This window comes from Citrobacter sp. Ce129, assembly GCF_030334545.1.
In the GTDB taxonomy this organism is placed as follows: Bacteria; Pseudomonadota; Gammaproteobacteria; order Enterobacterales; family Enterobacteriaceae; genus Citrobacter; species Citrobacter europaeus.
The window spans coordinates 1-24,068 of record NZ_JAOWDS010000060.1 but is presented as its reverse complement, the minus strand read 5'-3'; the positions used below and the strand labels follow the sequence as shown (position 1 = coordinate 24,068).

The 24,068-nt window shown below is 50.2% G+C and carries 19 protein-coding genes, 1 tRNA gene and 4 pseudogenes; 10 read left to right on the top strand and 14 right to left on the bottom strand.

The features are described 5' to 3' along the window. Positions 1-37: 37 nt before the first annotated feature. From OGV77_RS11270 to lptG, 3 genes are all read left to right on the top strand, one after another. Entirely contained in the window at positions 38-88 is a 51-nt protein-coding gene (locus tag OGV77_RS11270) for a hypothetical protein (protein ID WP_212723231.1), read from the top strand. Between the two features lie 62 nt (positions 89-150). Next, positions 151-1,251 carry an LPS export ABC transporter permease LptF gene (gene lptF / locus OGV77_RS11265; RefSeq protein ID WP_047406555.1) on the top strand — a complete coding sequence of 367 codons (1,101 nt, stop codon included), beginning with the start codon at positions 151-153 and terminating at the stop codon, positions 1,249-1,251. Beyond that, positions 1,251-2,333 (top strand): LPS export ABC transporter permease LptG, encoded by a 1,083-nt coding sequence (gene lptG / locus OGV77_RS11260; RefSeq protein ID WP_043018254.1) that lies wholly within the window; start codon positions 1,251-1,253, stop codon positions 2,331-2,333. The genes lptF and lptG overlap by 1 nt, the downstream gene beginning before the upstream one ends. Positions 2,334-2,369: 36 nt before the next feature. Here lptG and OGV77_RS11255 read toward each other — a convergent pair whose 3' ends face one another. The 5 genes from OGV77_RS11255 to idnD form a co-directional block, all read right to left on the bottom strand. After that, positions 2,370-3,872, bottom strand: a complete 1,503-nt coding sequence (locus OGV77_RS11255) for a helicase HerA-like C-terminal domain-containing protein (RefSeq protein ID WP_047413287.1) — start codon at positions 3,870-3,872, stop codon at positions 2,370-2,372. Between the two features lie 79 nt (positions 3,873-3,951). After that, positions 3,952-4,950, bottom strand: coding sequence for a DNA-binding transcriptional regulator IdnR (idnR, locus tag OGV77_RS11250; RefSeq protein WP_043018255.1), 999 nt, complete (start codon positions 4,948-4,950; stop codon positions 3,952-3,954). A 52-nt stretch (positions 4,951-5,002) separates the two neighbouring features. Further along, positions 5,003-6,322, bottom strand: a complete 1,320-nt coding sequence (idnT, locus tag OGV77_RS11245; RefSeq protein ID WP_016155581.1) for a gnt-II system L-idonate transporter — start codon at positions 6,320-6,322, stop codon at positions 5,003-5,005. 123 nt (positions 6,323-6,445) lie between these two features. Then, positions 6,446-7,210, bottom strand: coding sequence for a gluconate 5-dehydrogenase (gene idnO / locus OGV77_RS11240; protein ID WP_047406550.1), 765 nt, complete (start codon positions 7,208-7,210; stop codon positions 6,446-6,448). Positions 7,211-7,221: 11 nt separating this feature from the next. Next, the gene (gene idnD, locus OGV77_RS11235; protein WP_087051782.1) at positions 7,222-8,265 is read right to left on the bottom strand and encodes an L-idonate 5-dehydrogenase; all 1,044 of its coding nucleotides are present in this window, start codon (positions 8,263-8,265) and stop codon (positions 7,222-7,224) included. A gap of 217 nt (positions 8,266-8,482) precedes the next feature. On the opposite strand from idnD, the gene idnK reads away from it, so the two are divergent. Further along, positions 8,483-9,004, top strand: coding sequence for a gluconokinase (gene idnK, locus OGV77_RS11230; protein WP_047358547.1), 522 nt, complete (start codon positions 8,483-8,485; stop codon positions 9,002-9,004). A gap of 30 nt (positions 9,005-9,034) precedes the next feature. On the opposite strand, the gene ahr is transcribed toward idnK, so the two are convergent. Continuing rightward, positions 9,035-10,054, bottom strand: coding sequence for an NADPH-dependent aldehyde reductase Ahr (ahr, locus tag OGV77_RS11225; protein WP_016155584.1), 1,020 nt, complete (start codon positions 10,052-10,054; stop codon positions 9,035-9,037). 230 nt (positions 10,055-10,284) lie between these two features. Between ahr and OGV77_RS11220 the strand changes: the two genes are divergently transcribed. Both OGV77_RS11220 and OGV77_RS11215 read left to right on the top strand, forming a co-directional pair. Beyond that, positions 10,285-10,369: transfer RNA gene (locus OGV77_RS11220), tRNA-Leu, on the top strand. A gap of 57 nt (positions 10,370-10,426) precedes the next feature. Next, positions 10,427-10,564: pseudogene (locus tag OGV77_RS11215) on the top strand (tyrosine-type recombinase/integrase); the annotation flags it as partial. 364 nt (positions 10,565-10,928) lie between these two features. Here the strand turns inward: OGV77_RS11215 and OGV77_RS11210 are convergent. The 6 genes from OGV77_RS11210 to OGV77_RS11185 form a co-directional block, all read right to left on the bottom strand. Beyond that, positions 10,929-12,245, bottom strand: coding sequence for a DNA cytosine methyltransferase (locus OGV77_RS11210; protein ID WP_087051784.1), 1,317 nt, complete (start codon positions 12,243-12,245; stop codon positions 10,929-10,931). A 112-nt stretch (positions 12,246-12,357) separates the two neighbouring features. After that, positions 12,358-13,632, bottom strand: a complete 1,275-nt coding sequence (locus OGV77_RS11205) for an LlaJI family restriction endonuclease (RefSeq protein WP_087051785.1) — start codon at positions 13,630-13,632, stop codon at positions 12,358-12,360. Beyond that, positions 13,619-15,559, bottom strand: coding sequence for an AAA family ATPase (locus tag OGV77_RS11200; protein WP_087051786.1), 1,941 nt, complete (start codon positions 15,557-15,559; stop codon positions 13,619-13,621). The genes OGV77_RS11205 and OGV77_RS11200 overlap by 14 nt, the downstream gene beginning before the upstream one ends. 27 nt (positions 15,560-15,586) lie before the next feature. Beyond that, positions 15,587-16,510, bottom strand: a complete 924-nt coding sequence (locus OGV77_RS11195; RefSeq protein WP_087051787.1) for a hypothetical protein — start codon at positions 16,508-16,510, stop codon at positions 15,587-15,589. Further along, complete coding sequence (locus OGV77_RS11190; RefSeq protein ID WP_087051788.1) at positions 16,507-18,105, bottom strand: ATP-binding protein; 1,599 nt, start codon at positions 18,103-18,105, stop codon at positions 16,507-16,509. Before OGV77_RS11190 ends, OGV77_RS11195 begins: the two co-directional genes overlap by 4 nt. Next, positions 18,102-19,952, bottom strand: coding sequence for a DEAD/DEAH box helicase (locus OGV77_RS11185; protein ID WP_087051789.1), 1,851 nt, complete (start codon positions 19,950-19,952; stop codon positions 18,102-18,104). Before OGV77_RS11185 ends, OGV77_RS11190 begins: the two co-directional genes overlap by 4 nt. Before the next feature lie 337 nt (positions 19,953-20,289). On the opposite strand from OGV77_RS11185, the pseudogene OGV77_RS11180 reads away from it, so the two are divergent. Continuing rightward, positions 20,290-20,589: pseudogene (locus OGV77_RS11180) on the top strand (transposase); the annotation flags it as partial. 68 nt (positions 20,590-20,657) lie between these two features. Here the strand turns inward: OGV77_RS11180 and OGV77_RS11175 are convergent. Together OGV77_RS11175 and OGV77_RS11170 are read right to left on the bottom strand one after the other, a co-directional pair. Next, positions 20,658-20,810 carry a YagK/YfjJ domain-containing protein gene (locus tag OGV77_RS11175; protein WP_231130630.1) on the bottom strand — a complete coding sequence of 51 codons (153 nt, stop codon included), beginning with the start codon at positions 20,808-20,810 and terminating at the stop codon, positions 20,658-20,660. Between the two features lie 94 nt (positions 20,811-20,904). Then, positions 20,905-21,018, bottom strand: a pseudogene (locus OGV77_RS11170) (phosphorothioated DNA-binding restriction endonuclease); the annotation flags it as partial. A 140-nt stretch (positions 21,019-21,158) separates the two neighbouring features. Here OGV77_RS11170 and OGV77_RS11165 point away from each other — a divergent pair. The 3 genes and pseudogenes from OGV77_RS11165 (at position 21,159) to pyrD (ending at position 24,042) form a co-directional block, all read left to right on the top strand. Beyond that, positions 21,159-21,815: pseudogene (locus tag OGV77_RS11165) on the top strand (HNH endonuclease). Positions 21,816-21,831: 16 nt separating this feature from the next. Then, the gene (locus tag OGV77_RS11160; protein ID WP_087051791.1) at positions 21,832-22,827 is read left to right on the top strand and encodes a PDDEXK family nuclease; all 996 of its coding nucleotides are present in this window, start codon (positions 21,832-21,834) and stop codon (positions 22,825-22,827) included. A gap of 204 nt (positions 22,828-23,031) precedes the next feature. Beyond that, entirely contained in the window at positions 23,032-24,042 is a 1,011-nt protein-coding gene (gene pyrD, locus OGV77_RS11155; protein WP_087050383.1) for a quinone-dependent dihydroorotate dehydrogenase, read from the top strand. The last annotated feature ends 26 nt before the right edge of the window (positions 24,043-24,068 follow it).

Here is a 24,068-nt window from a genome sequence, read left to right as displayed (position 1 = left end):
ATTGGCACGTCAGAACAATTTCTGAGAGGTGGATCCGTTGAGTATAATGATCTTAGCGACGATTTCGACGACTCAAGAGAATAAATGACGTTTAAGCCATGAAACAAGCTAAATTCCGGCAAAAGACGGGTTTTTACGGGCGTATTTAAAGTGATAATCATAAGATATCTGGTTCGGGAAACGCTCAAAAGCCAACTTGCGATCCTATTCATCCTGCTTTTGATCTTCTTTTGTCAAAAGCTGGTCAGGATCCTTGGTGCGGCGGTTGACGGTGATATCCCGGCGAATCTGGTGCTCTCGCTGCTGGGGCTGGGCGTGCCAGAAATGGCGCAACTTATCTTGCCCTTAAGCCTGTTCCTCGGGCTGCTGATGACGCTGGGCAAACTGTATACCGAAAGTGAAATTACGGTCATGCACGCCTGTGGGCTGAGCAAGGCTGTATTAGTGAAAGCGGCGATGGTGCTGGCGCTGTTTACCAGTATTATTGCGGCGGTCAACGTGATGTGGGCTGGACCGTGGTCCTCCAGACATCAGGACGAAGTGCTGGCGGAGGCGAAAGCGAACCCCGGTATGGCGGCGCTCGCTCAGGGCCAGTTCCAACAGGCGACTAACGGCGGTTCGGTGCTGTTTATCGAAAGCGTTGACGGCAGCAACTTCAACGATGTGTTCCTCGCGCAAATCCGCCCGAAAGGTAACGCCCGTCCTTCGGTGGTGGTAGCGGATTCCGGACATCTTACCCAGACGCGCGATGGCTCTCAGATCGTGACGCTTAACCAGGGTACGCGCTTTGAAGGGACCGCGCTGCTGCGCGATTTCCGCATTACTGACTTCCAGGATTATCAGGCGATTATCGGTCATCAGGCCGTGGCGCTGGATCCAAACGATACCGACCAGATGAACATGCGTACGCTGTGGACGACCGATACCGATCGCGCCCGCGCGGAGCTGACCTGGCGTATCACGTTAGTATTCACCGTATTTATGATGGCGCTGATGGTCGTACCGCTGAGCGTGGTGAACCCGCGTCAGGGTCGCGTACTGTCGATGCTGCCAGCCATGCTGCTCTATTTGCTGTTCTTCCTGGTGCAGACGTCGCTGAAGTCGAACGGCGGTAAAGGTAAGCTGGATCCGGTATTCTGGATGTGGACGGTTAACCTGGCGTATCTGGCGCTGGCGATTGTGCTTAACCTCTGGGATACGGTGCCGATGCGCCGCTTGCGTGCCCGTTTTATGCGTAAAGGAGCGGTATAATGCAGCCTTTTGGTGTACTTGACCGCTATATCGGTAAAACCATTTTCACCACCATCATGATGACGTTGTTCATGCTGGTGTCGCTCTCCGGGATCATCAAGTTTGTCGACCAGCTGAAAAAAGCCGGGCAGGGGAGCTACGATGCGATGGGCGCCGGGCTGTATACCCTGCTCAGCGCGCCGAAAGATATCCAGATCTTCTTCCCGATGGCGGCGCTGCTGGGTGCTTTGTTGGGTCTGGGCATGCTGGCCCAGCGCAGCGAACTGGTGGTGATGCAGGCTTCCGGCTTTACCCGTATGCAGGTGGCGTTGTCGGTGATGAAAACCGCGATTCCGCTGGTGCTGCTGACGATGGCCATCGGTGAATGGGTGGCGCCGCAGGGTGAACAGATGGCGCGTAACTACCGTGCGCAGCAGATGTACGGCGGCTCGTTGCTCTCCACCCAGCAGGGATTGTGGGCGAAAGATGGCGACAGCTTTGTCTACATCGAGCGGGTGAAAGGCGACGCCGAGTTAGGTGGGATTAGCATCTACTCCTTTAACGACAAACGCCGTCTGCAGTCCGTTCGCTATGCCGCAAGCGCGACGTTTGACCCGGAACAAAAGGTCTGGCGTCTGGCGCAGGTGGATGAATCCAACCTGACCGATCCGAAGCAAATCACCGGATCGCAAACGGTGAGCGGTACCTGGAAAACCAACCTTACGCCCGACAAGCTCGGCGTCGTGGCGTTGGATCCTGATGCGCTGTCGATTAGCGGTCTGCATAACTACGTGAAGTACCTGAAGTCGAGCGGCCAGGACGCCGGACGCTATCAGCTCAATATGTGGAGCAAAGTCTTCCAGCCGCTGTCTGTGGCGGTCATGATGCTGATGGCGCTGTCGTTTATCTTTGGTCCGCTGCGTAGCGTGCCGATGGGCGTGCGCGTGGTGACAGGGATTAGCTTTGGCTTTGTGTTCTATGTGCTGGACCAAATCTTTGGCCCGCTGACGCTGGTGTACGGCATTCCGCCGATTATCGGTGCGCTGTTGCCAAGCGCCAGCTTCTTCTTGATTAGCCTGTGGCTGATGCTGCGTAAGTCGTAATATCTACCCCTCCCGCTGTGCGGGAGGGGCTTCCTGTTAACGTTTTCTCCCGCCCATCAAACTTCCCAACATACCGCGGATTATCTGATTGGTGACCTGGCGCGCCGCGCTTTTCGCCACGCTCTGTACTACGCCATCGCGCTTGCCGCCACGTGGTCCGGTGCTGCCAAACAGAATATCCTTCAACCCGCCGAGAATACCGCTGTCCACCTCAACCGCTTTACCGTTGGCGGGAGGCGTATTTTGCTGCTCGGTACTGGCCTGCACGCCTTGCTGCAAACGTTCATAGGCGGATTCACGGTCGACCTCTTCCTCATATTTGCCGTACAGCGAAGAGTGATTAATCAGCCCGTTGCGCTCGTCATCTGTCACCGGTCCCATCCGTGAACACGGTGCAATCACCATCGCTCGCTCAACCACTGACGGGCTGCCTTTGGCATCAAGAAACGAGATTAGTGCCTCGCCGGTACCCAGTTCCTGAATGGCTTTTTCGGTATCAAATGCCGGGTTGGCGCGCATGGTTTGCGCCGCGGTTTTCACCGCTTTCTGGTCTTTCGGCGTGAAGGCGCGCAGGGCGTGCTGCACACGGTTGCCCAACTGGCCGAGCACGTTGTCCGGAATATCCGACGGGTTTTGCGAGACGAACCACACGCCGACCCCTTTCGAGCGAATCAGACGGATGACTTGCTCGATTTTATCCAGCAGCACCTGCGGGGCATCGTTGAACAGCAGGTGCGCTTCATCGAAGAAGAACACCAGTTTTGGTTTCTCCAGATCGCCCGCTTCCGGCAATTGTTCGTACAGTTCGGAGAGCATCCACAGCAGGCTGGCGGCGTACAGTTTGGGCATCTGGTAGAGCTTCTCGGCGCTGAGGATGTTGATCATCCCTTTGCCGCTGGCGTCGGTACGCATCCAGTCTTTGATGTCCAGCATCGGTTCGCCAAAAAAGTGCGCCGCACCCTGTTGCTCCAGCGACAGCAGTCCGCGCTGGATAGCCCCGACCGAGGCGCTACTGATATTGCCGTACTGATTCTGGAAGGATTTGGCGTTATCGCCAATATACTGAGTGATGGCCCGCAGGTCTTTGAAATCGAGCAGCAACAGACCCTGGTCATCGGCAATGCGGAAGATAATATCCAGTACGCCGGACTGCACATCGTTGAGGTTCAGCAAACGGGCCAGCAGCAGCGGACCGAGGTCAGATACCGTGGCCCGCACGGGGTGACCTTTTTCGCCGAAGATATCCCACACTGTGACCGGATTAGCATGCGGTTGCCAGTCGGTAATGCCGATGTTTTTCAGTCGGGCGAGCAGCTTTTCAGAGGCTTGTCCTTCCTCGGCTACGCCGGTTAAGTCACCTTTCACATCGGCCATAAATACCGGCACGCCAATCTCGGACAACGATTCGGCCAGCTTCTGTAGCGTGACGGTTTTACCGGTCCCGGTCGCGCCGGTAATCAGCCCGTGACGGTTGGCCATGCCTGGCAATAAAAACAGTTCGGTGTCCGGCGTGCGGGCAATTAGCAGGGGTGCGCTCATTGAGATTTCCTCCATTTATCCTGCCTGGAGTATAGGCAATGTCCATCAAAGAGAATATGCGATGGCGAGAGAAAATGAGTTAAAGCGTATTGCCGTGGTAAATCTGATACCCCAAATCCACGGTGTTGTGATTATGGTCGTTGTTCTTGATTTTGCTCAGCAGCATCTGTGCCGCCATACGGCCAATGTCGAAACGCGGAGTGATCACGCTGGCGAGGCTGGGGATCATCTGCCGGCCCATTTCCAGCCCGTGAAAACCAGCAATCGAGATCTGCTCCGGAACGGCCAGCTCGCGTTCGCGGCACAGCAGCAGTGCGCCCATCGCGATGTCGTCGTTGGTACAAAATACGCCGTCTAAATCCGGATGCGCGGTGAGCGCGTCCCGCATCATCTGGGTGCCAAGATGAATAGAGGAAATAGATCGCGGATTGACGCGCAGCGGCGTCAGACCCCGACGCGTCATGGCATCGCAATAGCCGCGATAGCGCTGTTCATCGCGGACATCATCTTTTGAACCAAGGTAGAGGATTTTGCGGCGCTGGCGTTTGTCCAGCATGGTGCTGACCATATCAAACGCCGCCTGACGGTTATCGAACCCTACTTCCATGTCCAGACGATCGCCCTGAATATCCATCAGTTCTACTACCGGTATGTTGGCTGAACGCAGAAATTTAACCGTGCGCAGAGTGTGATATTTCTCGGACAGGATAATGCCGTCGATATTATACGACAGCAGATTGATCACCGACTCTTCCTCGGATTCCCGGTCATAATTGTAGTTGGCGATCAGCGTCTGATAATTATGGTCGGAGGTGACCGATTCAATACCGGCCAGAATGTCGGCGAACAGTTGGTTTTGAAACGAGGGGATCAGCACGCCGAGCGTATAGCTTTGCGCGTTCAGTAGCATCGCGGGCGCGCGGTTAGGGATGTAATTAATCTCCTCCATAATCTGCGCAATGCGTTCACCGGTTTCCTTTGCGACCTTTTTCGGCGAGCGAATGTAGCGGCTCACCGTCATTTTGGTCACGCCCGCCAGCGTGGCGATGTCTTGCAAAGAAATTCTGTGGTTCCTCATCTTCTCTCCAGTACCGGGGAGCGCTGACCTGTGCTCCCCGGTGATGACCGTTTTAATGCAGGATGGCGTTCAGCGCCAGAACGCCCAGCAGACCCATAATGGAAATCAGCGTTTCCATCACCGTCCAGGTGCGCAACGTTTCCCCCACGCTGAGATTAAAATAGCCTTTAAACAGCCAGAATCCCGGATCGTTAACGTGGGAGGCAATCACGCTGCCCGCGCCGGTAGCCAGCACCATCAGCGCCGGGTCGGCGTGGGTGACGTTAATAATCGGCAGCACCACGCCTGCGGTAGTGATCGCCGCCACGGTGGCTGAACCGAGCGCGATGCGCAGCAACGCGGCTACCGTCCAGCACATCAGCAGCGGAGAAAGCGACGTGCCGGTCATCAGGTGCGAGATGTATTGCCCCACGCCGCTGTCGACCAGAACCTGCTTAAACGCGCCGCCCCCGGCGATGATGAACACAATCATCGCGATCGCGCCGATAGAGTCGCCAATGATATCCATAATTTGCTCGATCGTCCGTCCGTTACGGCGACCAAGGGTAAAAATGGCGAGCACGATAGCGATAAACAACGCGACCGCAGGGTTGCCGATAAACTCAAAGAACACCCGCACGCTGTTGGTTTTCGGCAGCGTAATTTCGCACACTGCGGCGACCGCCATCAGTATGACCGGGATTACCGCCGCAAAGATACTATTCCAGAACGACGGCATCTCTTCTTCAGTGAACAGATGCGGGTTGAATAACCCTTCCGGCGGCGCTTTCTCAAAGCGGGTCAGCAGCTTAGAAAACAGCGGCCCGGCGACAATCACCGTCGGGATAGTAATAATAAATCCGTACAGCAGGGTGGTGCCGAGATTGGCCTCGAAAATGGTGGCAATCGCGGTAGGCCCCGGATGCGGCGGCAGAAAACAGTGGGTCACGGACAATGCTGCCACCATTGGCACGCCAACATACAGCAGCGGCAGACCGGAAGAGGCCACCACCGTAAATACCAGCGGCAGCAGCAGAACAAAGCCGACTTCGAAGAACATCGCCAGACCGACCACCAGACCGGTGATCACCAGCGCCCACTGCACACGTTTTTTACCGAACGTGCCAATCAGCGTGGTGGCGATGCGCTGAGCCGCGCCGGTATCGGAAATCAGCTTACCGAGCATCGCGCCGAACCCGAGGATCATCGCCAGCCCGCCGAGCGTCCCGCCGATCCCATTTTGTATTGAGTGCAGAACGGCCTGGGCATCCATCCCTTCGGCAAAACCAACGACCGCCGCCACCAGGACCAGAGCAATAAAGCCGTTAACTTTAAAGCCAATCATCAGGACCAGGAGCAGCGCGACGCCTGCCGCAATTATTATTAATGGCATAATCGTTTCTCTTATATCCCCGTCATACTTCAAGTTGCAGGTGTGTTGGCTACAGCTCGAATTATTTAGGGGGGAGCCAAAAATGCAGCGCCTGGGCGCTGCGTGATGTTGCGTTGTGTGGTATCAGACGGCGACCAGCATGCCGCCATCGACAAACAACAGGTGACCGTTTACAAAATCGGATGCTTTAGAAGAGAGAAATACCGCCGCGCCGATCAGCTCCTGCGGATCGCCCCAGCGCGCGGCTGGCGTACGTTTGCACAACCAGGAGGTGAAAGCTTCATCCTCGACCAGCGCTTTGGTCATTTCGGTTTTGAAGTAGCCCGGCGCGATACCGTTGACCTGGATATTATGGCGTGCCAGCTCAACGCACATCCCGCGGGTGAGCATTTTTACCGCGCCTTTGGAGGCGGCGTACGGCGTAATGGTGTCGCGGCCCAGTTCACTCTGCATGGAACAGATGTTGATGACCTTCCCGGCCTGGCGTTCCACCATGCGACGCGTTACCGCCTGCGAGACCAGGAATACCGCCGTCTGGTTAACGGCAATCACATCGTTCCAGTCCTGTTCCGGGAACTCGGTAAACGGATGGCGACGCTGGATACCGGCGTTATTCACCAGCACATCAATTTGGCCAATGTCTTTTTCGATATGCTCGATGGCGGCATCAATGTCCTGTTTATGCGTAACATTGAACGGCGCGGCAACGGCGCGGATCCCTTCCTGCTGCAGTTTGGCGACGGCGGCCTCCGCGCGCTCTGGCGTAATATCATTGACGATAATCTGCGCGCCATATTTACCCAGCCCGGTCGCCAGTAAATAACCAATACCCTGAGCCGAACCGGTGATCAGAATGTTTTTGCCGTCCAGTGAAAAAAGATCGTTCATCATGTTATTCCTTATTTTGTTTCTGCAAAAACGAGCTGGACTTTCGCCGCCTGGGTTTTATCCCCGGCGAAGATCAGCGCCTGTTCAAGCTCGGTAAACGGATATTCGGCGCTGAGTAACGGCAGCGGATCGATAACGTTATTCGCCAGCCACGACACCGCTGTGTTGAACTCGGTGGTAAAGCGGAACGAGCCTTTGAGCGCGATCTCTTTGCCGATCAGCATCATCATCGGGAAGTCCGGCACCGCGCCGCCCATGCCGACCTGCACCATCACGCCTTTTGCGCAGGTGACTTCCAGACAGGTGGTGATTGAGGATGGATGGCCGGAGACTTCGAAGCTGACGTCGAAGTAGCCTTTCTCTTTTTTCCACTCGTCGAGCGAGTCCTGTTGCGGGTTAATCAGCGTGTCAGCCCCCATCTGCTGGGCAAGCGACAGCGAGCGCGGGCTGATATCAGCACAGACAATCTCTGCTGCGCCGAGCGTTTTCACCGCGCTGACGATCAGACAGCCGATAGGACCGACGCCGGAGATAAACACACGCTTGCCCTGCAGGTCACCTGCTTCATGCGCGGCGTGGATCGCTACCGCCAGCGGTTCGGCAAAGGCCATGACTTTTTCATCAGCCTCTTGGGGGTAAGGGATGCACTGCGCAGTATCGACGGTTTTAAACCGGGTAAAACCGCCGTCGACGTGGGGAAAATACATGGCGCTGCCAAAAAAGCGCATTTCCGTGCACTGGTTTTCTTCGTGCTGCAAACAGTATTTACAGTGGCCACATGGTTTCGACGGATTAATAGCCACCGACTGACCTTCATGTAATTCTTTTGAATCGCTGCGCACCACTTTACCAATAACTTCATGGCCTAAAATCATCGGCGCTTTAACGGTAAAATTACCGACTTTCCCTTCCTGGTAATAATGTAAATCGGAACCACAGATACCGCCGCGGGTAATTTGCACTAATGTTCCTTTATTATCCCATTCAATATTTTGGTCGGTTATGGCAACAGTTTTCTTACCCGCAACAACGCAGGATTGGGTTTTGACTTGCATAAATGCCTCACTGGTCAGGTAGTAACCTCGGCAGCATTTAAACGGTTTTGATTGTTATTATTTGTGACGCAGGTCACGCTGGAAAATTGTTACACTACAATGTTACGCATAACGTGATGCGCCTTGTAAATCTACGCAGCCGCGGCGAAAAAAGGTGAATTCTGCAATGTGGAAGGCGTAGTATCGCGCCATGGAATATAAATCTGGAGTTTTTTAGATGGCCGGGGAAAGTTATATTTTGATGGGCGTTTCGGGTAGCGGTAAATCTTTAATTGGCAGCAAAATTGCCGCAGTGTTATCGGCTAAATTTATTGATGGCGACGATCTCCATCCGGCCAAAAATATTGATAAAATGTCTGAAGGTATTCCATTAACCGATGAAGACCGACTGCCGTGGTTAGCACGATTAAATGATGCCTCATACAGTTTATATAAAAAGAATGAGACCGGGTTTATTGTTTGCTCGTCATTAAAAAAACAGTATCGCGATATATTGCGTCAGGGCAGCCCGAATGTGCATTTCCTGTGGCTGGACGGCGACTACGAGACCATTCTGGCGCGCATGCAGCGTCGGGCAGGGCATTTTATGCCGGTGGGATTACTCAAAAGCCAGTTCGACGCGCTGGAGTGTCCGCAGGAGGATGAACGCGATATTGCCCGCATCGACGTGAACCATGACATCGAGCATGTGACGGAACAGTGCCGCCAGGCGGTGCTCGCGTTTCGTAACGGGCAATAGGCCCAGCCCCTTGCGGGACTGAGCCCGGCATCAGAAGTCGGCTTTCAGCACCACGCGGTAGCGGGCCTTGCCATCACGCACGTGCTGGATAGCGTCGTTAATTTGCGACATCGGGTACAGCTCGGTGGTAGGCGACACCTTGCTGCGACCGGCAAACTTCATCAGCTTGCGCAGTTCGAACGGCGTACCGGTCGCCGAACCGGAGATGCTGCGATCGCCAGCTATCAAAGTGAACGCCGGCACCGGCAGCGGCTTCAACACCGCGCCGACGGTGTGGAAGTTACCGCCGTAGGCCAGCGCTTCAAAATAGGGCTGCCAGTCGAGATCGACGTTAACCGTGTTAATAATGAGATCGAACTGGCCCGCCAGCGCTTTTAGCGCATCCGGATCGCGGCTGTTGACCACCTTATCCGCCCCCATCGCCAGCACTTCCTGCTCTTTCGCTGGATTGGAGCTGAACGCGGTGACTTCGCAACCCATCGCGTGTAACAACTTAATGGCGATATGCCCCAGGCCGCCGATGCCGATCACCCCAACGCGGCTGGTGGCGGTGATATGGTGCATCAGCAGCGGTTTGAACACCGTGATGCCGCCGCACAGCAAGGGACCGGCCGCCGCCAGGTCGATGCTCTCCGGCAAGGGGATCACCCACTGCCAGTCGGCCCGCAGCTTCTCGGCAAAGCCGCCGCGATTAAGAATGGTGGGCACGGAGCCTTCCAGGCAGTTGATCTGATTGCCGCTGATACAGGCGTCGCAATGCCCGCAGCTGCGCGCCGTCCAGCCAATCCCAACGCGCTGACCAACCTTCAGACCCTTATCTTGCGCCGCGCTGCCGAGCGCCGCCACGCGACCAATCACCTCATGCCCGGCAACCAGCGGATACTGAGAGAATCCCCATTCGTTGTCGATCATCGACAAATCGGAATGGCAGATACCGCAGTAATCGACCTGGACTTCGACATCTTCCGGCTTAAGCTCGCCCGCATCATATTCATAGAGTTCGAGTTCGCTGCCCGCCGCTTTTGCAGCGTAGCTTTTTATCATCGACATCGTGTTTCCCTCAGTGTGGTGTTGAATTGGAAGTGTAGAGCATGGGGAAACGGGACGCTTCGCAGAAGGGGGGATTAAGGGGGTTCTTGCGTGGGCGAAACCGTGATGTTGATTGCAGCTAAGAAAGGTAATGCTGAAATTTTCAACACTTAGCGAGCCGGACACACGCTGGCACTTGCATGGTGGCACACGACAGGTATAATCCACAACGTTTTCCGCATCCCTTCCGTGCCGGAGTGGCGAAATCGGTAGACGCAGTTGATTCAAAATCAACCGTAGAAATACGTGCCGGTTCGAGTCCGGCCTTCGGCACCATTAGTACTTCCAAGACCATCCGAAAAAGCCCAATTATTCCTTAAAAATCAATATGTTGTGCGTTCCAGTGAGTTGCATTTCGCGCGTTGGGATGAGTTCGACTTCGATAAATCTCTCTGGCGAGTACCTGCAAAACGAGAAGAAATTAAAGGTGTGCGTTACTCGTACCGCGGCATGAAGATGAAAGAGGAGCACACCCGCACAGTGCGTTGGGATATCTCTTTCCGAGAGAATACCCGCGGCAGCGGGCATCGTTAATTTAAGCTACAAAAGCTGTCCGGAGATGGCGGGTCAAGAGCAGTCGGAAGGAAGATCTCTAAAAGTGAATGGTTCGTTTGAAGGGATGCTTAGATTGGCAAAAAAGTGGTGAAGCCATCAGATCGGAAGTGGATGGCGCAGTATGCAGTCTAACAATGAGGAATATTGTGATAATGAAAAGGGTACGTATGTAGTGATGTGATTTACTGCCATAGCAAACGCAAACCGTGGCAGTATTACATTGGCTGCTTCAGTAAAGGAGGGGCATCACATCAAGACATTTTCTTCCACTGCAGGGTCATTAGCCTGTTGTTCGCTCCAGACTCTGGTTCTTACCAGCCAGTATTTCGGCTTTTTTCATAGTTTCGACCAACTGTTCCGAGACCGCACGGATGACATTCATGCAGACAGAGTTGCCAAATTGCTTGTAGATCTGGCCCTGTGAAACAGCATCGACGATGTAGTCGTCAGGGAATCCCTGTAGACGTGCACATTCCCGCGGAGTTAGCTTGCGCGGGTTCCTACCCAAATGTGACTGGTCAATCAGGATTTCGGAGCCGTCCTTGTAATAACGGGCACTGATGGTATTAGTGTATTCACTGTCCTTGTTGAAAAGAGAATAGCCGAAACCGTTTCCTTTCTTTTCGTGTTCCAGTTTTCGTTTCTGGTGACCCATCCACAGTCTATCCGAGATGGTATATCTGTCTTGTGACAGAGGCAGACGATCGAGGTCTTCCAGAATGTCACCAACACGGGTCGGAGTCATAGGAGGTACCGGCCATCTGAATACACTGTCAAAATCCACGCCCCTATAATAGTCACGGTCAAAACCAACGATGAAAATACGTTCACGGTTCTGAGGGGCACCGAAGTCACCTGCACGCAGTACACGGTAATCGACCCAGTAATTGAGTTTTTCGGACAGAGCATTGCGGGCATCCTCACTAATCGGGATATCGTCCGGAACGGAATGGGGTCCGTTGCCCCGCAGGATATCGAGAATGGTCTTCAGGGTACGACCCTTATCATGTCCCTGCAGTTGCTTGACATTTTCCAACATGAATGCCTTTGGACGCTTGGCTGTCATGATCCGCTGGATTTCGAAGAACATGGTTCCACGGGTATCGCTGAAACCTTTTTTCAAACCGGCCTGTGAAAAAGCCTGGCATGGAAATCCGCCAAGCAGTACATCGTGATCAGGAATGTCGGATGCCGGAATTCTAGTGATATCACCTTGGGGCATTTCGCCGAAATTCGTTAGATAGGTCTTCTGGGAGAACTTGTCCCATTCGGATGAGAATACACAGTGCCCTCCTTGCTGCTGATAAGGAAGACGAATACCGCCGATACCAGCAAACAGATCGATGAAGGTGAAATTGCATTCATTTGCTGGCTTCTGGCGGAAAGGTGCGTTTTCCAGATATTCAGTCATCTTCTTTTCCAAATCGAGAATGGCCTGCCATTTGACGGAAGACGGTTCATGTTCCTCTTCTTCCCATCCTCGGACCGTACGTTCTCCGGCTGCACCGAGTCCGAGAAGATTGGCAAATTCGGTGCGACCTATGCCTAATTTTTTTCTCATATTTTTGATATATTGGAATTTATTCTTACTGTCCATCCCATGCTCACCTTATCCGGTTTTATTCCCGGCGATAGTATCACTGTACGGATGATCAATCAATGAGGGGGTCTCATGTCTATCGACATTTCTAGGCATAGTCCGAATCTTTTCAGACTGTAAAAATTTCGCGGGTCAGTTCTACCAGCTTTTCTCCAGTTGAATACAGCCGAAGTAGTTCTAGGGGATCCTGGTAATGGCAATGAATCGGCGGATATTCGGACAGACAGTCAGCTTCCGTAACCAGAACCTTTCCCCTTTCCGCAACATGGACAGCCCTGAGTGGCTTTTCTGTTCCAGGAAAAATGAAATGGTTTGTGATGTGGGTACCGACCGGCACTAGGTAAGAAAGCGCCTTCTGGTAGAAAAACTGTTTTACCAGATCCGGCCAACCAGGAGCACTATCCGGTGTCTTCGCATCATAGTATTTGGCATCAATGATCGCGACGTGCGTTTTTTCTTCATTGTGGAGAACCGTATCCGTTCTCTGGTTCTTGTTGGCAACGGGAACAAACTTGTCACTGCCGGCCAGATACACGGGTATAGGCAATTTATTATTAACTCGGTATTTACCCACCAAGCATTCATCCAGCATGGCTTCCCACAGACTGTGAAACTTCCTGACACCGATAAGAACCCCGCCATTCCCCGTTCCTCTCCCTGTTTCAAGATACATGATCAGTCTGCGCAAAAGGAAAATATCCCTTTCGGAATAGCTGAACTGCAGTTCTCTTCTTAGGTGTACAACCCATGAGAAAACATTTCCCTCAGGACGCGGAACATTCTGCAGTTGTTCAGGAGTGCCCTGACTGCCTGTCCAGAGCATTCCGTATACCTGATAGAGCTCCCTCATTACAGAGGCATGAATCTTTGCTGTCTCGCTATCGGTGAGGTAGCGCGAACGTGTGGTTACAGTATCGATATATACAGGCCCAGATGGGCTAGGATAGGCAGTCCCTCGAGCAATAGTCTCCGGCCATACAACTTTTCCGGAGTTGGTTGTATCGACTCTAATCCGGCGGACATAGAGACCATTCGTCTGATAGTCGTCAATCAGTGCAGTTGCCAACGACAGGGATTCACCACCGATAAGTCCGGTTCCTGCATCCCCATCAAAAACACCGGTGTCTCTATCTCGGTAAAATTTCAGGAGTGAGCGGAGCAGATAATGTGCTGAAAGAGCCTGCGATTCACGAGAAGAACTGTTATTTCGTGGCAGAAATACAGCCAGACCTCCACTGAAAGATATGACTCCACAGAAATGGATTTTCTGCATGTCGGGGGCCAGCAGCCCCCTGTTTCTCAGCTCATCGAGCACGGTCACAGGAATACTGCGATCGGTGACAGGTGTCCTGTCTGAAAGATACAGAATATCAACTGGCAACATCTTGCGGATCTCTGTACATGTCAACAGGAGTGCCCACCCCTTCAAGTCTGTTCTCTACGGCAGTAGAGAAAACAGCCATGTCATTGCGAAATGCTGCAGATAGGTTGCCGAAAGTCCTGAAGGTAGACGCAAATATTTTCTGGTGTCCGACATGTCTCAGCACATCATCCCACAAATAGATGAACAGTTTTCCGCCAAGGGCAGCTTTCGCTGCTTCCCCATTTTCCAATTCTTTAGAATCTAGGAAAAACGGGCCGATCAGACGATCCTCTGCTATTTCACATTCGACAAGGGTGTCATTAATAATTTGAGCAAAATCGCGCCAGAGTACCGAATATTTTCCTGAATTGGTGGTGAAAACGATTTCGGTTTGTGGGATCTCCGGTTTTGATAAATCGATTGGCAGATATTCGAAATTCCAGCGCCGTTTGAATGCAGTATCTAGCGGCATAACTGCCTGATCACTGCTGTTCATGGTAGCCAGTAGAGACATATTGGACGGGATCCGTAGGCTATCGACAGGAGTACATCCCATAGTACCTAGTTCCATATTAATATACTCGAGCATATCCGGATCAGTGGCATTGATACTGTAGGTACTCGTTCCATCAGGCTCCCTGTCTAGAAGCTGGAAAAGCTCGCCGAAGACAGCTGCAGCAGAAGCACGGTTGATTTCTTCGATAATGAGACAGACCTTTCTGTCTGGACGAGCAATGGCCAGTATGAGAGCGCAGGTAAAAGGGCCTGGTCTGAAACTGTAGGTTATGCTGCTTTCGCCCTGTTCATTCTTTTCCATTTTAGGCTTCAGGGCACCGACAAAATCGTTATGCTGAGTATCAGGATGGAAAACTGTGACAATCTTTTCTGCACCGTCACTCATTTCACCATGGACCCTGTAACTTTTTCCCGTACCGGGTGCCCCATAGAAGATTCTGTTCGTTCCACCGGTCACTCTAGGTCCGGATACTGAGGCTCTAGTCGATGACTCGAAAAAGAACTTGCCCTCTCTGTTCCGGATACTCATCCCCAGCCATAAACCGGAAACCAGAACCGATATTTTTTCAAGTGAATCGGGAGTATCCAAGAGACCCTTTCTGATGAAAATATATTTCTCCAGCGGAACAGAAAAATGGACGGGATTCTGGACATACAGCGCATTGCCGGGTTCCCTAGATGGGCGGAGAAGAAATGCCCTGTCTATATCATTCCATGAAACAAATTCGGCATCGGGGTCAGACCCCAGTAAAGGCTCAAACTGACCGGACCAGCCAATCGTTGTCATTATTCTGAACAGTAGTTCATCCCCTTCAGGAACACTGAACATATAAGGAAGACTGGGCATATATCTCCTTTGAAGGTAATCATATGTTTCTTGAGAACGCACCAGATCAAGAATCAGGGTACCGAGTGTTTCCGAGCTTACATTCGGGACCGGCAATGATGCCAGCAAGACCGATTTGACAAAATCATCGGATTGCCTATAACTCTTTTTCCCAGTTTTTGAGCTCGTGTTTATTAGATTTTTTGCCTCAAGTCTTGTTCTGGGATCTTTGAAAGCCCAGAAAAAGTTGCTGCGGCTGTAGATGTCCAGCGAAACGAGCGCCTGCTCGTTTGACGTTCCGCTTTCGATCATTGCTTCGAATTCTGCCGGAAACATATTTTTTTTGATTTCTTCGAATACAGAGATGTAGTTGTCCAGTAGTCTTACAAATGGCCCGATCTTTAGCATATACATCAGATACTGGCATGGTATATAACAGTGATACCCGCTTCCAGTTTCCATCCGTGCTGTATGGTCCAGCAATGTCAGTCCGGTTTTTGATAGAACCGTTCTTGTTTCATCATCGAATCCGATCTCATCGAATTGCCATGCCGATTCTGGTTCATTTTTGAACCAGTTCATCACCATATCCAGTTCTGAAAGCATACTTGTCCCGTCCTTGCATGAGAAAAACTAGTCATACTTGATCCAGAGATTTCTGGATATTGTCTGTCGCATGTTTTCAATAAATTTCTTGTTCTGGTCCGAAAACTGAGAGTTTTCATACTGCCCCATAAAAAACAGCAATTCGGCCAGTGCACAGCCTTGGTCTTTTGCCTGATTTTTCATCACGGGATGTTCAGTATTGATTGTTATGAAATGATCGTCCCCGTAACCTGGTTCCCACAATGAACCGTCGGCTGTTTTACCGAAACGAATATCGATGTCGTCAGGAGCAGTCATCATTACCCTAAATCTAGGCAGATTGCCGCTGTTTCCAGAAAACAGGAGCCTAAATTCGAGTAGGGCATTGAATATGATAGCCAAGGCATCACTGAAACCTGAACGGTAAATGTTATAACGGTCGGCAATGATATTACCGAACATGTCAGTATTGTCCTGCCCGATGGTGTCACATCCCTGAATGTTGTTCACCAGATCCTTTACCGGACTCGGCATGAATAGACGGGCATACTTTTTCCCTTGGTGAGCAAGCGATTTTGCGATCCTATCACCGGAAAACCTGAACTCTGAAAGGCCCAGAAGCTCCGCGATTTCATATATCATACGGACAATTCTGCAATTTTCAGGCAGATGTTCATCCACCCACGTGGACAGTGCTGGTATTTCCGCTTTAAGCTTGTCGGTTGGAAGATTTGTTACTTCCAGCCCGAAGGTACTCTCGAATGACTCTTTTTCGCTGAAAACGGCAGCGCTTGCTGCTACCTGATAGACAAAATCTGCAATTATCAGATCAGATTCATCGAATATTCGATTGAACAGGTCAATCGGCAGCGGAATCCTGTTCTGCCAGAAAATCAGTCCATCTACCCTGTAACTGTGGTTTTTGTCGTAAAGGTAACGTTTGAAATCGGCCAGATCGTATTCATAACTCATTCTGAATCCTCTTCCGGATCCGGCAGTTCAAGGCTGAGATAACGAAGACTCTCACTGACCTTCTGGCGGAATCCTTTCAGGGTGTATTTGTTCGCTTCTGAGTATTCACCATGTTCGGCATTTGCAAGGCTCCACAGAAGCATGTCGAGAGCTTTCATGGCTTCTACATTGTTCTTGCAGACATCATACATTTTCAGGAAGTATGGATGCGACTTCCCTAGTGTTACGCAGGTATTTCCATCTATGTCACATGACGGTTCCCAGAGATTGTCACCCAACAGGGAGTTTTCTTCGTGGACCCTGACAGTCTTGTCCTCGTAGACGCGTATATCGTTGATTACTGCAGGTTTGGGCTGGTTCTGGTTTCTGATGGTAACTGTTTCGCCATCAACCTTTATATCGGAGTTTTTTGTACGGTTTTTCTGCTTATCTATCGCATTATCAGCAGGACCATGTGCACGTGTCGAACCGGACTGTTCAGATTGATTTTTTGACGGAACGGAAAGTAGTGCCTGACGCCATGGAGCAATCAGCGCCTGCAGTTTCCTACGGATTTCAACAGGGATTATCACTCGGCTTTTGCGGAAATCGATACTGAATACATCATCAAGTTCATGGGAGAAAACAAGCTCGACACGCAGACGGGTGATCTTACCTTCCTTTTTATACATTCGGTGAGGCCAGCCGTCATTCCATATTAACCGGTCTTCTCGATAGATATAGAACCCTTGGTTATCCAATCCGTATCTCACAGCCTCCTGCTCTTCCGCAGTCAGCTCATTCTGCGATGGAATCAGGCTTCCTCTGATTGTGAAAGAATAGCTGTTTCCGTTGAACTCGACGTGGATTTTCTTTTCTTTCAAGAGCTGGGGACGGGCCCCACCACTGGTAACAAGTTCAGTAGACAGGGGGTCCCATCCTTGGAGAAGGATTTCGGGTTCATCCGCAATTTTGAGTGAAATTTCTACGCTTCCGGAAGAAAGATATTTGAAAAAGACGGCACTCAGTTCGTCAACAAGTTCCTTGCCGAGGGTCCGGATCTGATCACGCATCTGTCTTTCGCTGCCTGGCTTGATCAGACGATCAATTTTTTCCCAGACAATCATGGTGCCTGAATTTCCGGAGTAATCCTCAAGAACTTCGAAATCGTCGTAATAGTCGTTTTCATCTGGAGTCTCGAGTTCCCAGCGATCTTTTTCACTGATGGTATCGAGATCCCAGATACGGCCTACTGCAGTTCCTTCTTTCTGTGAAAGTACCACCAGTCTACGGCAGAATGCCGTAGACGCAGTTTTCAGCCCCATTCCGAATTTGCCCAGTGACTTAGGATTCGGCCGTTTTTCGGAACCGTACCGCATCGCATTCTTCAGCTCGGACTCAGTCATTCCATCACCATTATCGGTAATGACTACTCGGAACTCACCCATCAGATATTGGAGCTCGATGGCAATTTTCGTAGCATTAGCTGCTATTGAATTGTCTATAATGTCAGCAAATGCTGCTTTTTCACTGTATCCCGTATCACGGAGGCTTTCGACCAGCCTGGCAGCAGAAGGGCGGAAATCATTTTCCTGTAATTCAATTTGATCTGTCATTTTTTTATCGATTCCAAATATTCCAGCATCAGCTGTTTGTCTGTTTCTTTATAGTCGGCCACTGCAATAACCTGCTCGCTAAGCTTCTGTTTCATTCGTATCCGTTCATCGATCATTTCTTCGATAGTATCCGCGTAATACATGTAATAAACACTAACCACAGATTTCTGTCCGTTTCTCCATGCTCTTGCCGTAGCCTGTGCCTCAAGGGCCGGATTCCACTGTCGGCAATAGTGGATTACATTGGTGGCAGCGGTGATATTTAGCCCCATACCGGCTGTTTTAGGGTGCAACAGCAGCAGATCGAATCCGGACGATTTGGAAAATCTGTCAATCAGCGGCTGCCTTTGTTCATTTGGAGTCCGTCCGTCAATCACTCCTGGGGTTATGCCATAACGTTCCCTGACTGCGGCACCTAGCAGATCGATTGCCTTCTGGAATGTGGCAAAGATGATGACTTTTTCTCCGGATTGTTCTATGCCGTCCAGTTCCATCATCAGTAGTTCGAATTTGGCGCTGTGGAGGCATAGGGATTTGACATCATGGGGTATGCTCGTATCTAGAAGAGCCGGATGTGCAGTAAACTGCTGTAGTTTGTTGATCAGGGGTAGCATACCTCCTCCTCCGTTTGCCGCATCCAGCTGCATCTCCTCAATGATGGATTCATAGGTATGTCGTTCCTTGTCTCCTGCGGTAACAGCTCTGTGAATATCCATTTTTTCAGGCAGCTGTGTCAGGACATCTTTTTTCATACGTCGCAGGGTTATCTGCCGGAGACTGTTTTCAAGCCCGTTTAGATCCGTATTGAGCGTTTTGGACAGTTCGCGATGGACATAACGAGATCTGAAATCCTGCTCGTTTCCGAGAAAACCGGGGAAAACAAGGTCACAGAGAGCCCAGACGTCAAGAAGGCAGTTCTCGACAGGAGTTCCCGACATTGCAACGGAAGCAACAGAATCAAGACGTCTTGCTGCAAGAGATCTTCCCGACCGAGGATTTTTCAGCATACTGGCTTCATCATAAAGTACAAGGTCAAACGGGATTTCTTCCAGCATCGAAATATCGGAACTCAATACGGTATAGGGAGTAACAATTATATTGTGCTCGGAAAGATCTGAACTGAGACCGCTCCTGTTCTGCCCATAATGGAGAAAAGGTCTGAGTGAAGGAGCAAAAAAAGAAAATTCTCTGATCCAGTTGGCCAGCAGAGGATTGGGAACAACAATAAGGATCCTACCTTCAGGATTGTGTTCGAGAACATCGCAGCACAGGGCAATCACTTGAGCAGTTTTACCCAGACCCATATCATCGGCAAGGATGGTACCCACTCCGTTGGCTGCACAGAAGGTCAGCCATGCAACCCCTTCATTCTGGTAGGGGTAGAGTTCCCTGACAAAGAGTTTATCGTGGAGTGATATTTTCTGCTGCTGTGCCCTGAGCTTCTCTACAAGTGATGATGGAAGAGTATCAATAAGTCCATCACTGTATAGTTTGCGAAGTAGTTTGAGCAATCCGGGGAGTGACAGCTTGTTGCAGGCAGATACGGAGAAATCCTTAAGTCTGTCACTGACAAAATACACCCGTTTGCCATCAGCAATAAAATAACCGTATTCCACCAAAGAATTCACCTGATCAGGAGTAAGCTCTGCCTCCCTGAAAAACAATCTGAATGAAGGCGATGGTTCATGGCTGAACCGAAATTTCAGTTCAGCTGGGCGTTTTGAGATGACCAAAGAAGTTTCGCTGTCTCTATCATCAGCTACAAATTTGCCAAGTCTAAAAAGCAATTTGGGATCGATTGGATACCCGTCCTGCTCGACAATGCCGTGTTTTATCGAATAAACCATTCCATTTCCTGCAGTCAGCTCAGGTTCTAAACTGGTCTACCTTTTTCAGAACCAATTTTCAATTCTGAAATCTAGTTTACGAATTCAGATATATTTGTAAATGCACTAAATATACAGAAATTTTTGCTCAGATAATTGGCGTGTGAGATTGAGGAAAGACCTGATGCCCTCAGTGTCAGTATTGTTACTGATGTAGCCCCCCTGAAACACCAGACGGTAGCTGTACCTCCAGATATGAGATAGGCTTGAATATATGTCTAACACTAACGCCAATTTTGAGATGACTGGGATCCTGTTAGGGCAAGAAGTCCGTAAACGTAAAATCCTTTAGGAGAAGATCGCCATTATCCAGCAAACGGCGGAGCCAGGCATGAATGTCTCCCATGTGCCCGCCTGCACGGTATTCAGCCAGGCCTGCTGTTTATGTGGAAGAAGCAGTACCAGGAAGGCGGCCCTATCGCCGTTGCGGCCGTAAGGAAGTCGTTCCCGCTTCTGAGCTTACTGCTGCTCTGAAGCAGGTCCGGGAGCTTCAGCACCTTCTGGGTAAGAAGACGATGGAATTTGAGATCCTGAAAGAGGCCGTGGAGTGAGGCCAGTCGCGAAAATGGATAGCGTACGAGCCCTTGTTGCCAAAGGACGGGCGCTATAACCGGCGTAATTACGAAGCAGACGCTGAAATACTGTCGGATACCGGCTACTTTCCTCTCAGTTCTGACTGCACCCGAATGAACGTTCTGCGCTGCAGTAGCTTTTGGTTCGCTCTTTAGCAAAATAGCTCAGACGGAAAGTGAGTTTATCGTAAACTGCCTGATAGTCTGGGGCGTTGACATCTAGGTAATACCGTGGATTATCTGGGATATGAACCAGTGTTCGGTATTCAGGATATGGCTCAACTGTAAGGCACTCAACAGGCCTCGCTTATCAGGTTGGCTAATCCAATGCCATCGCTGCCATAACTTGCCAGCACATGAAGCAGCAACAGAGGCTTGTGCGGCGTACGCTGCTCGCCTTTACGCCAGATGGTGATGTCGGCAATTGCCTGTTGCAGGGTTTTACTGGAAGTCATTGATTTCATAATCAGGTAAATAATTGCGATGATGCTCGCAAAATATCACCTGATCAAGAGAAGTGAGGTCGATGCATTATCGATGTCACTTTATCGCATGCCGTTTTTTCAGAAAGCCTTTGGTTAATGGAACCCACACCATGAATGAACTACCTGACACGCTGCCGCGCGAGTACATCATCAAGGCCATTCACGCCTTTGACTCGGGCTTCTCACATCGTTTCAAAGAGGCACAGCTTTATGAGCTGGAATCTCAGGGGCGTCGCTATCCATCAAAAGCTATTACCGGAATTGCGGCGACGCTTTTGACGGGCAAAGCGTTTACCCCTCAGGATTTCTCCGGCGGTATCACTTCGAAATGCGTCAGATTATTGACTGAGCAAGATTTTCATATTGTTCAGGATAAAAATCGTGCTGCTGTGGTGAGCGACACGATCTTCCCTGAAGAACTCGAGGCTCAAACTGAATATATCGAGGGGGCTGCGACTCAGGTGACCGTGAATCGCTATGAGCGTGACCGCAATGCCCGGCAGGCAGCGCTTCACTACCACGGCTATTAGTGCAAAGTGTTTGGCATGGATATGTCAAAGGTCTATGGTAAGATTGCCGAAGGGTTTATCCATGTTCATCACTTGGTACCCTTATCGGTAATAAAAGAAGACTACCGCCTTGATCCCATCAATGACCTGATCCCTGAGAGTCCAAATTGTCATGCCATGTCACACCGTCAAACCCCACCATTTCCTTTAGAAGAATTAAGTGAGCTGATGGGTTACAGTTTCCGAGTAATTAACTAGATAAAAGGATTTCAGCGTGGCACTGTACTGCATCTCTGATAAAAACCTTACTGCATTAACAAAAACGACATTTACTATTGAAGGCTTACAAGAACGTTACGACTTGCAGGAGGCTATTAAGAAAACTATCGATATTGTCGCACCAGACTGTCTCGTTATATCGGAAGAGTTTTCAGACTGGGAAGACAGTCGACGAAGAATAGACCTATTAGCCATTGATAAACAAGCTAATTTAGTTGTCATTGAACTAAAACGTGATGAAGCCGGCGCACATATGGAATTGCAAGCATTAAGATATGCCGCGATGATTTCTACAATGAGTTTTGCGAAAGCATGTGAGTATTATCAAGCTTATCTGCAAAAGCACGACTTAGATATAGATGCTAAAGCAAAGATACTTGATTTTGTTGAATTGGAAGATACTGAACTTGTGGATTTTGGCAAAGATATCAGAATTATTCTGGCTTCAGCCGATTTTAGTAAAGAATTGACGACAACAGCTATCTGGTTGAGAGATAAGGGAGTAGATATTCGTTGTGTCCGCTTGACGCCATATAACTTCAACGGTGAAGTTTTAATCAATGCGGAGCAGATAATCCCTGTTCCGGAGCTTGAAGAGTATCAGGTGAAGTTCAGAGAAAAGCGCGTAGAGCAAATCGCAAGTAGCCAGAAATCAGATCGAGATTACTCTGAATATAAGTATAAGGGACTGGTTTTCAATAAAAGAAAACTTGCTCTTGAGCTCTTTACCGACTGGATCGCGAAGCATAACCCAAGCGATTTTAGTGAGCTGAAATCAAAATTAAGTGAAATATTAAAAAGCAGAACAATAGCATTAGCAGATCATATCCCTGAAGGGCGCAAGAACAGGTTTCATATGAATGATGATGCGATGATTGAGTTACCATCAGGCGAGCTTGTGGCCATTTCAAACCAATGGGGACTTGGAAATATTGAGCGTTTAGTTGATTTTGTTCGTCGTGACGGATTCAATATTGAAAAAGTAGAGTAGTTGCTGAATATGGACAGCCAAAAAAAGGTCCTCGGGTACCATTTTCCTGAATCTCGCAGTCGAGGTATAAACGCCCTCTACACTAGCTGCCAAATTTGTATACAGGAAAACGATTGCTATTTATTGCCGCAGGTCAATTCCCTTTTTGCTCGCGATCGCACATAATACGCCCCCGGTTTGCACACCGGGAATCCAGGAGAGTTCATGTACTACCCCTTCGTTCGTAAAGCCCTTTTTCAGCTCGATCCAGAGCGCGCCCATGAATTGACATTCCAGCAATTACGTCGCATTACCGGCACGCCGCTCGAAGCGCTTGTCCGCCAGAAAGTACCCGCAAAACCGGTTACCTGTATGGGGCTGACGTTTAAAAATCCACTCGGGCTTGCTGCCGGACTGGATAAAGACGGGGAGTGCATTGACGCACTCGGCGCGATGGGATTTGGCTCCATTGAGATTGGTACTGTGACGCCGCGGCCTCAGCCGGGTAACGATAAACCGCGTCTGTTCCGTCTGGTCGATGCGGAAGGTTTGATCAACCGCATGGGGTTTAATAACCTGGGGGTTGATAACCTGGTTGAGAACGTTAAAAAATCGCATTTTGACGGTATTCTGGGGATTAATATTGGTAAGAATAAAGATACTCCGGTAGAGAATGGCAAAGATGACTATCTGATTTGTATGGAAAAAGTCTATGCTTACGCCGGTTATATCGCGATTAATATCTCTTCACCAAATACGCCGGGATTACGTACACTGCAATACGGCGAGGCGCTGGACGATCTCCTGACGGCAATTAAAAATAAGCAAAATGATCTGCAAGCGATCCACCATAAATATGTTCCGGTGGTGGTAAAGATCGCGCCGGATCTTTCTCTGGAAGAACTGATCCAGGTTGCTGACAGTTTAGTTCGTCATAATATTGATGGCGTAATTGCAACTAACACTACTCTCGATCGTTCTCTCGTTCAGGGAATGAAAAATTGCGATCAAATGGGGGGCCTGAGCGGTCGACCATTGCAATTAAAAAGTACAGAAATTATTCGCCAGCTGTCTCAGGAATTAAAAGGTCATCTGCCGATTATTGGTGTTGGCGGTATCGACTCGGTGATTGCCGCGCGTGAGAAAATAGCTGCCGGTGCAACCCTCGTACAGATTTATTCAGGCTTTATTTTTAAAGGCCCGCCGTTGATTAAAGAAATCGTCGCCAATATCTGAATGCTACCTTAATCACAATCCAGGGC

What these genes read in the sequence shown, in the direction of transcription:
- lptG (WP_043018254.1), top strand. Translation starts at nt 1,251, where the DNA reads ATGCAGCCTTTTGGTGTACTTGACCGCTATATCGGTAAAACCATTTTC.
- idnR (WP_043018255.1), bottom strand. Translation starts at nt 4,950, where the DNA reads ATGAGGAACCACAGAATTTCTTTGCAAGACATCGCCACGCTGGCGGGC.
- OGV77_RS11255 (WP_047413287.1), bottom strand. Translation starts at nt 3,872, where the DNA reads ATGAGCGCACCCCTGCTAATTGCCCGCACGCCGGACACCGAACTGTTT.
- idnT (WP_016155581.1), bottom strand. Translation starts at nt 6,322, where the DNA reads ATGCCATTAATAATAATTGCGGCAGGCGTCGCGCTGCTCCTGGTCCTG.
- OGV77_RS11210 (WP_087051784.1), bottom strand. Translation starts at nt 12,245, where the DNA reads ATGGACAGTAAGAATAAATTCCAATATATCAAAAATATGAGAAAAAAA.
- pyrD (WP_087050383.1), top strand. Translation starts at nt 23,032, where the DNA reads ATGTACTACCCCTTCGTTCGTAAAGCCCTTTTTCAGCTCGATCCAGAG.
- ahr (WP_016155584.1), bottom strand. Translation starts at nt 10,054, where the DNA reads ATGTCGATGATAAAAAGCTACGCTGCAAAAGCGGCGGGCAGCGAACTC.
- idnK (WP_047358547.1), top strand. Translation starts at nt 8,483, where the DNA reads ATGGCCGGGGAAAGTTATATTTTGATGGGCGTTTCGGGTAGCGGTAAA.
- OGV77_RS11195 (WP_087051787.1), bottom strand. Translation starts at nt 16,510, where the DNA reads ATGAGTTATGAATACGATCTGGCCGATTTCAAACGTTACCTTTACGAC.
- OGV77_RS11205 (WP_087051785.1), bottom strand. Translation starts at nt 13,632, where the DNA reads ATGTTGCCAGTTGATATTCTGTATCTTTCAGACAGGACACCTGTCACC.
- OGV77_RS11190 (WP_087051788.1), bottom strand. Translation starts at nt 18,105, where the DNA reads ATGACAGATCAAATTGAATTACAGGAAAATGATTTCCGCCCTTCTGCT.
- OGV77_RS11185 (WP_087051789.1), bottom strand. Translation starts at nt 19,952, where the DNA reads ATGGTTTATTCGATAAAACACGGCATTGTCGAGCAGGACGGGTATCCA.
- idnO (WP_047406550.1), bottom strand. Translation starts at nt 7,210, where the DNA reads ATGAACGATCTTTTTTCACTGGACGGCAAAAACATTCTGATCACCGGT.
- OGV77_RS11200 (WP_087051786.1), bottom strand. Translation starts at nt 15,559, where the DNA reads ATGCTTTCAGAACTGGATATGGTGATGAACTGGTTCAAAAATGAACCA.
- idnD (WP_087051782.1), bottom strand. Translation starts at nt 8,265, where the DNA reads ATGCAAGTCAAAACCCAATCCTGCGTTGTTGCGGGTAAGAAAACTGTT.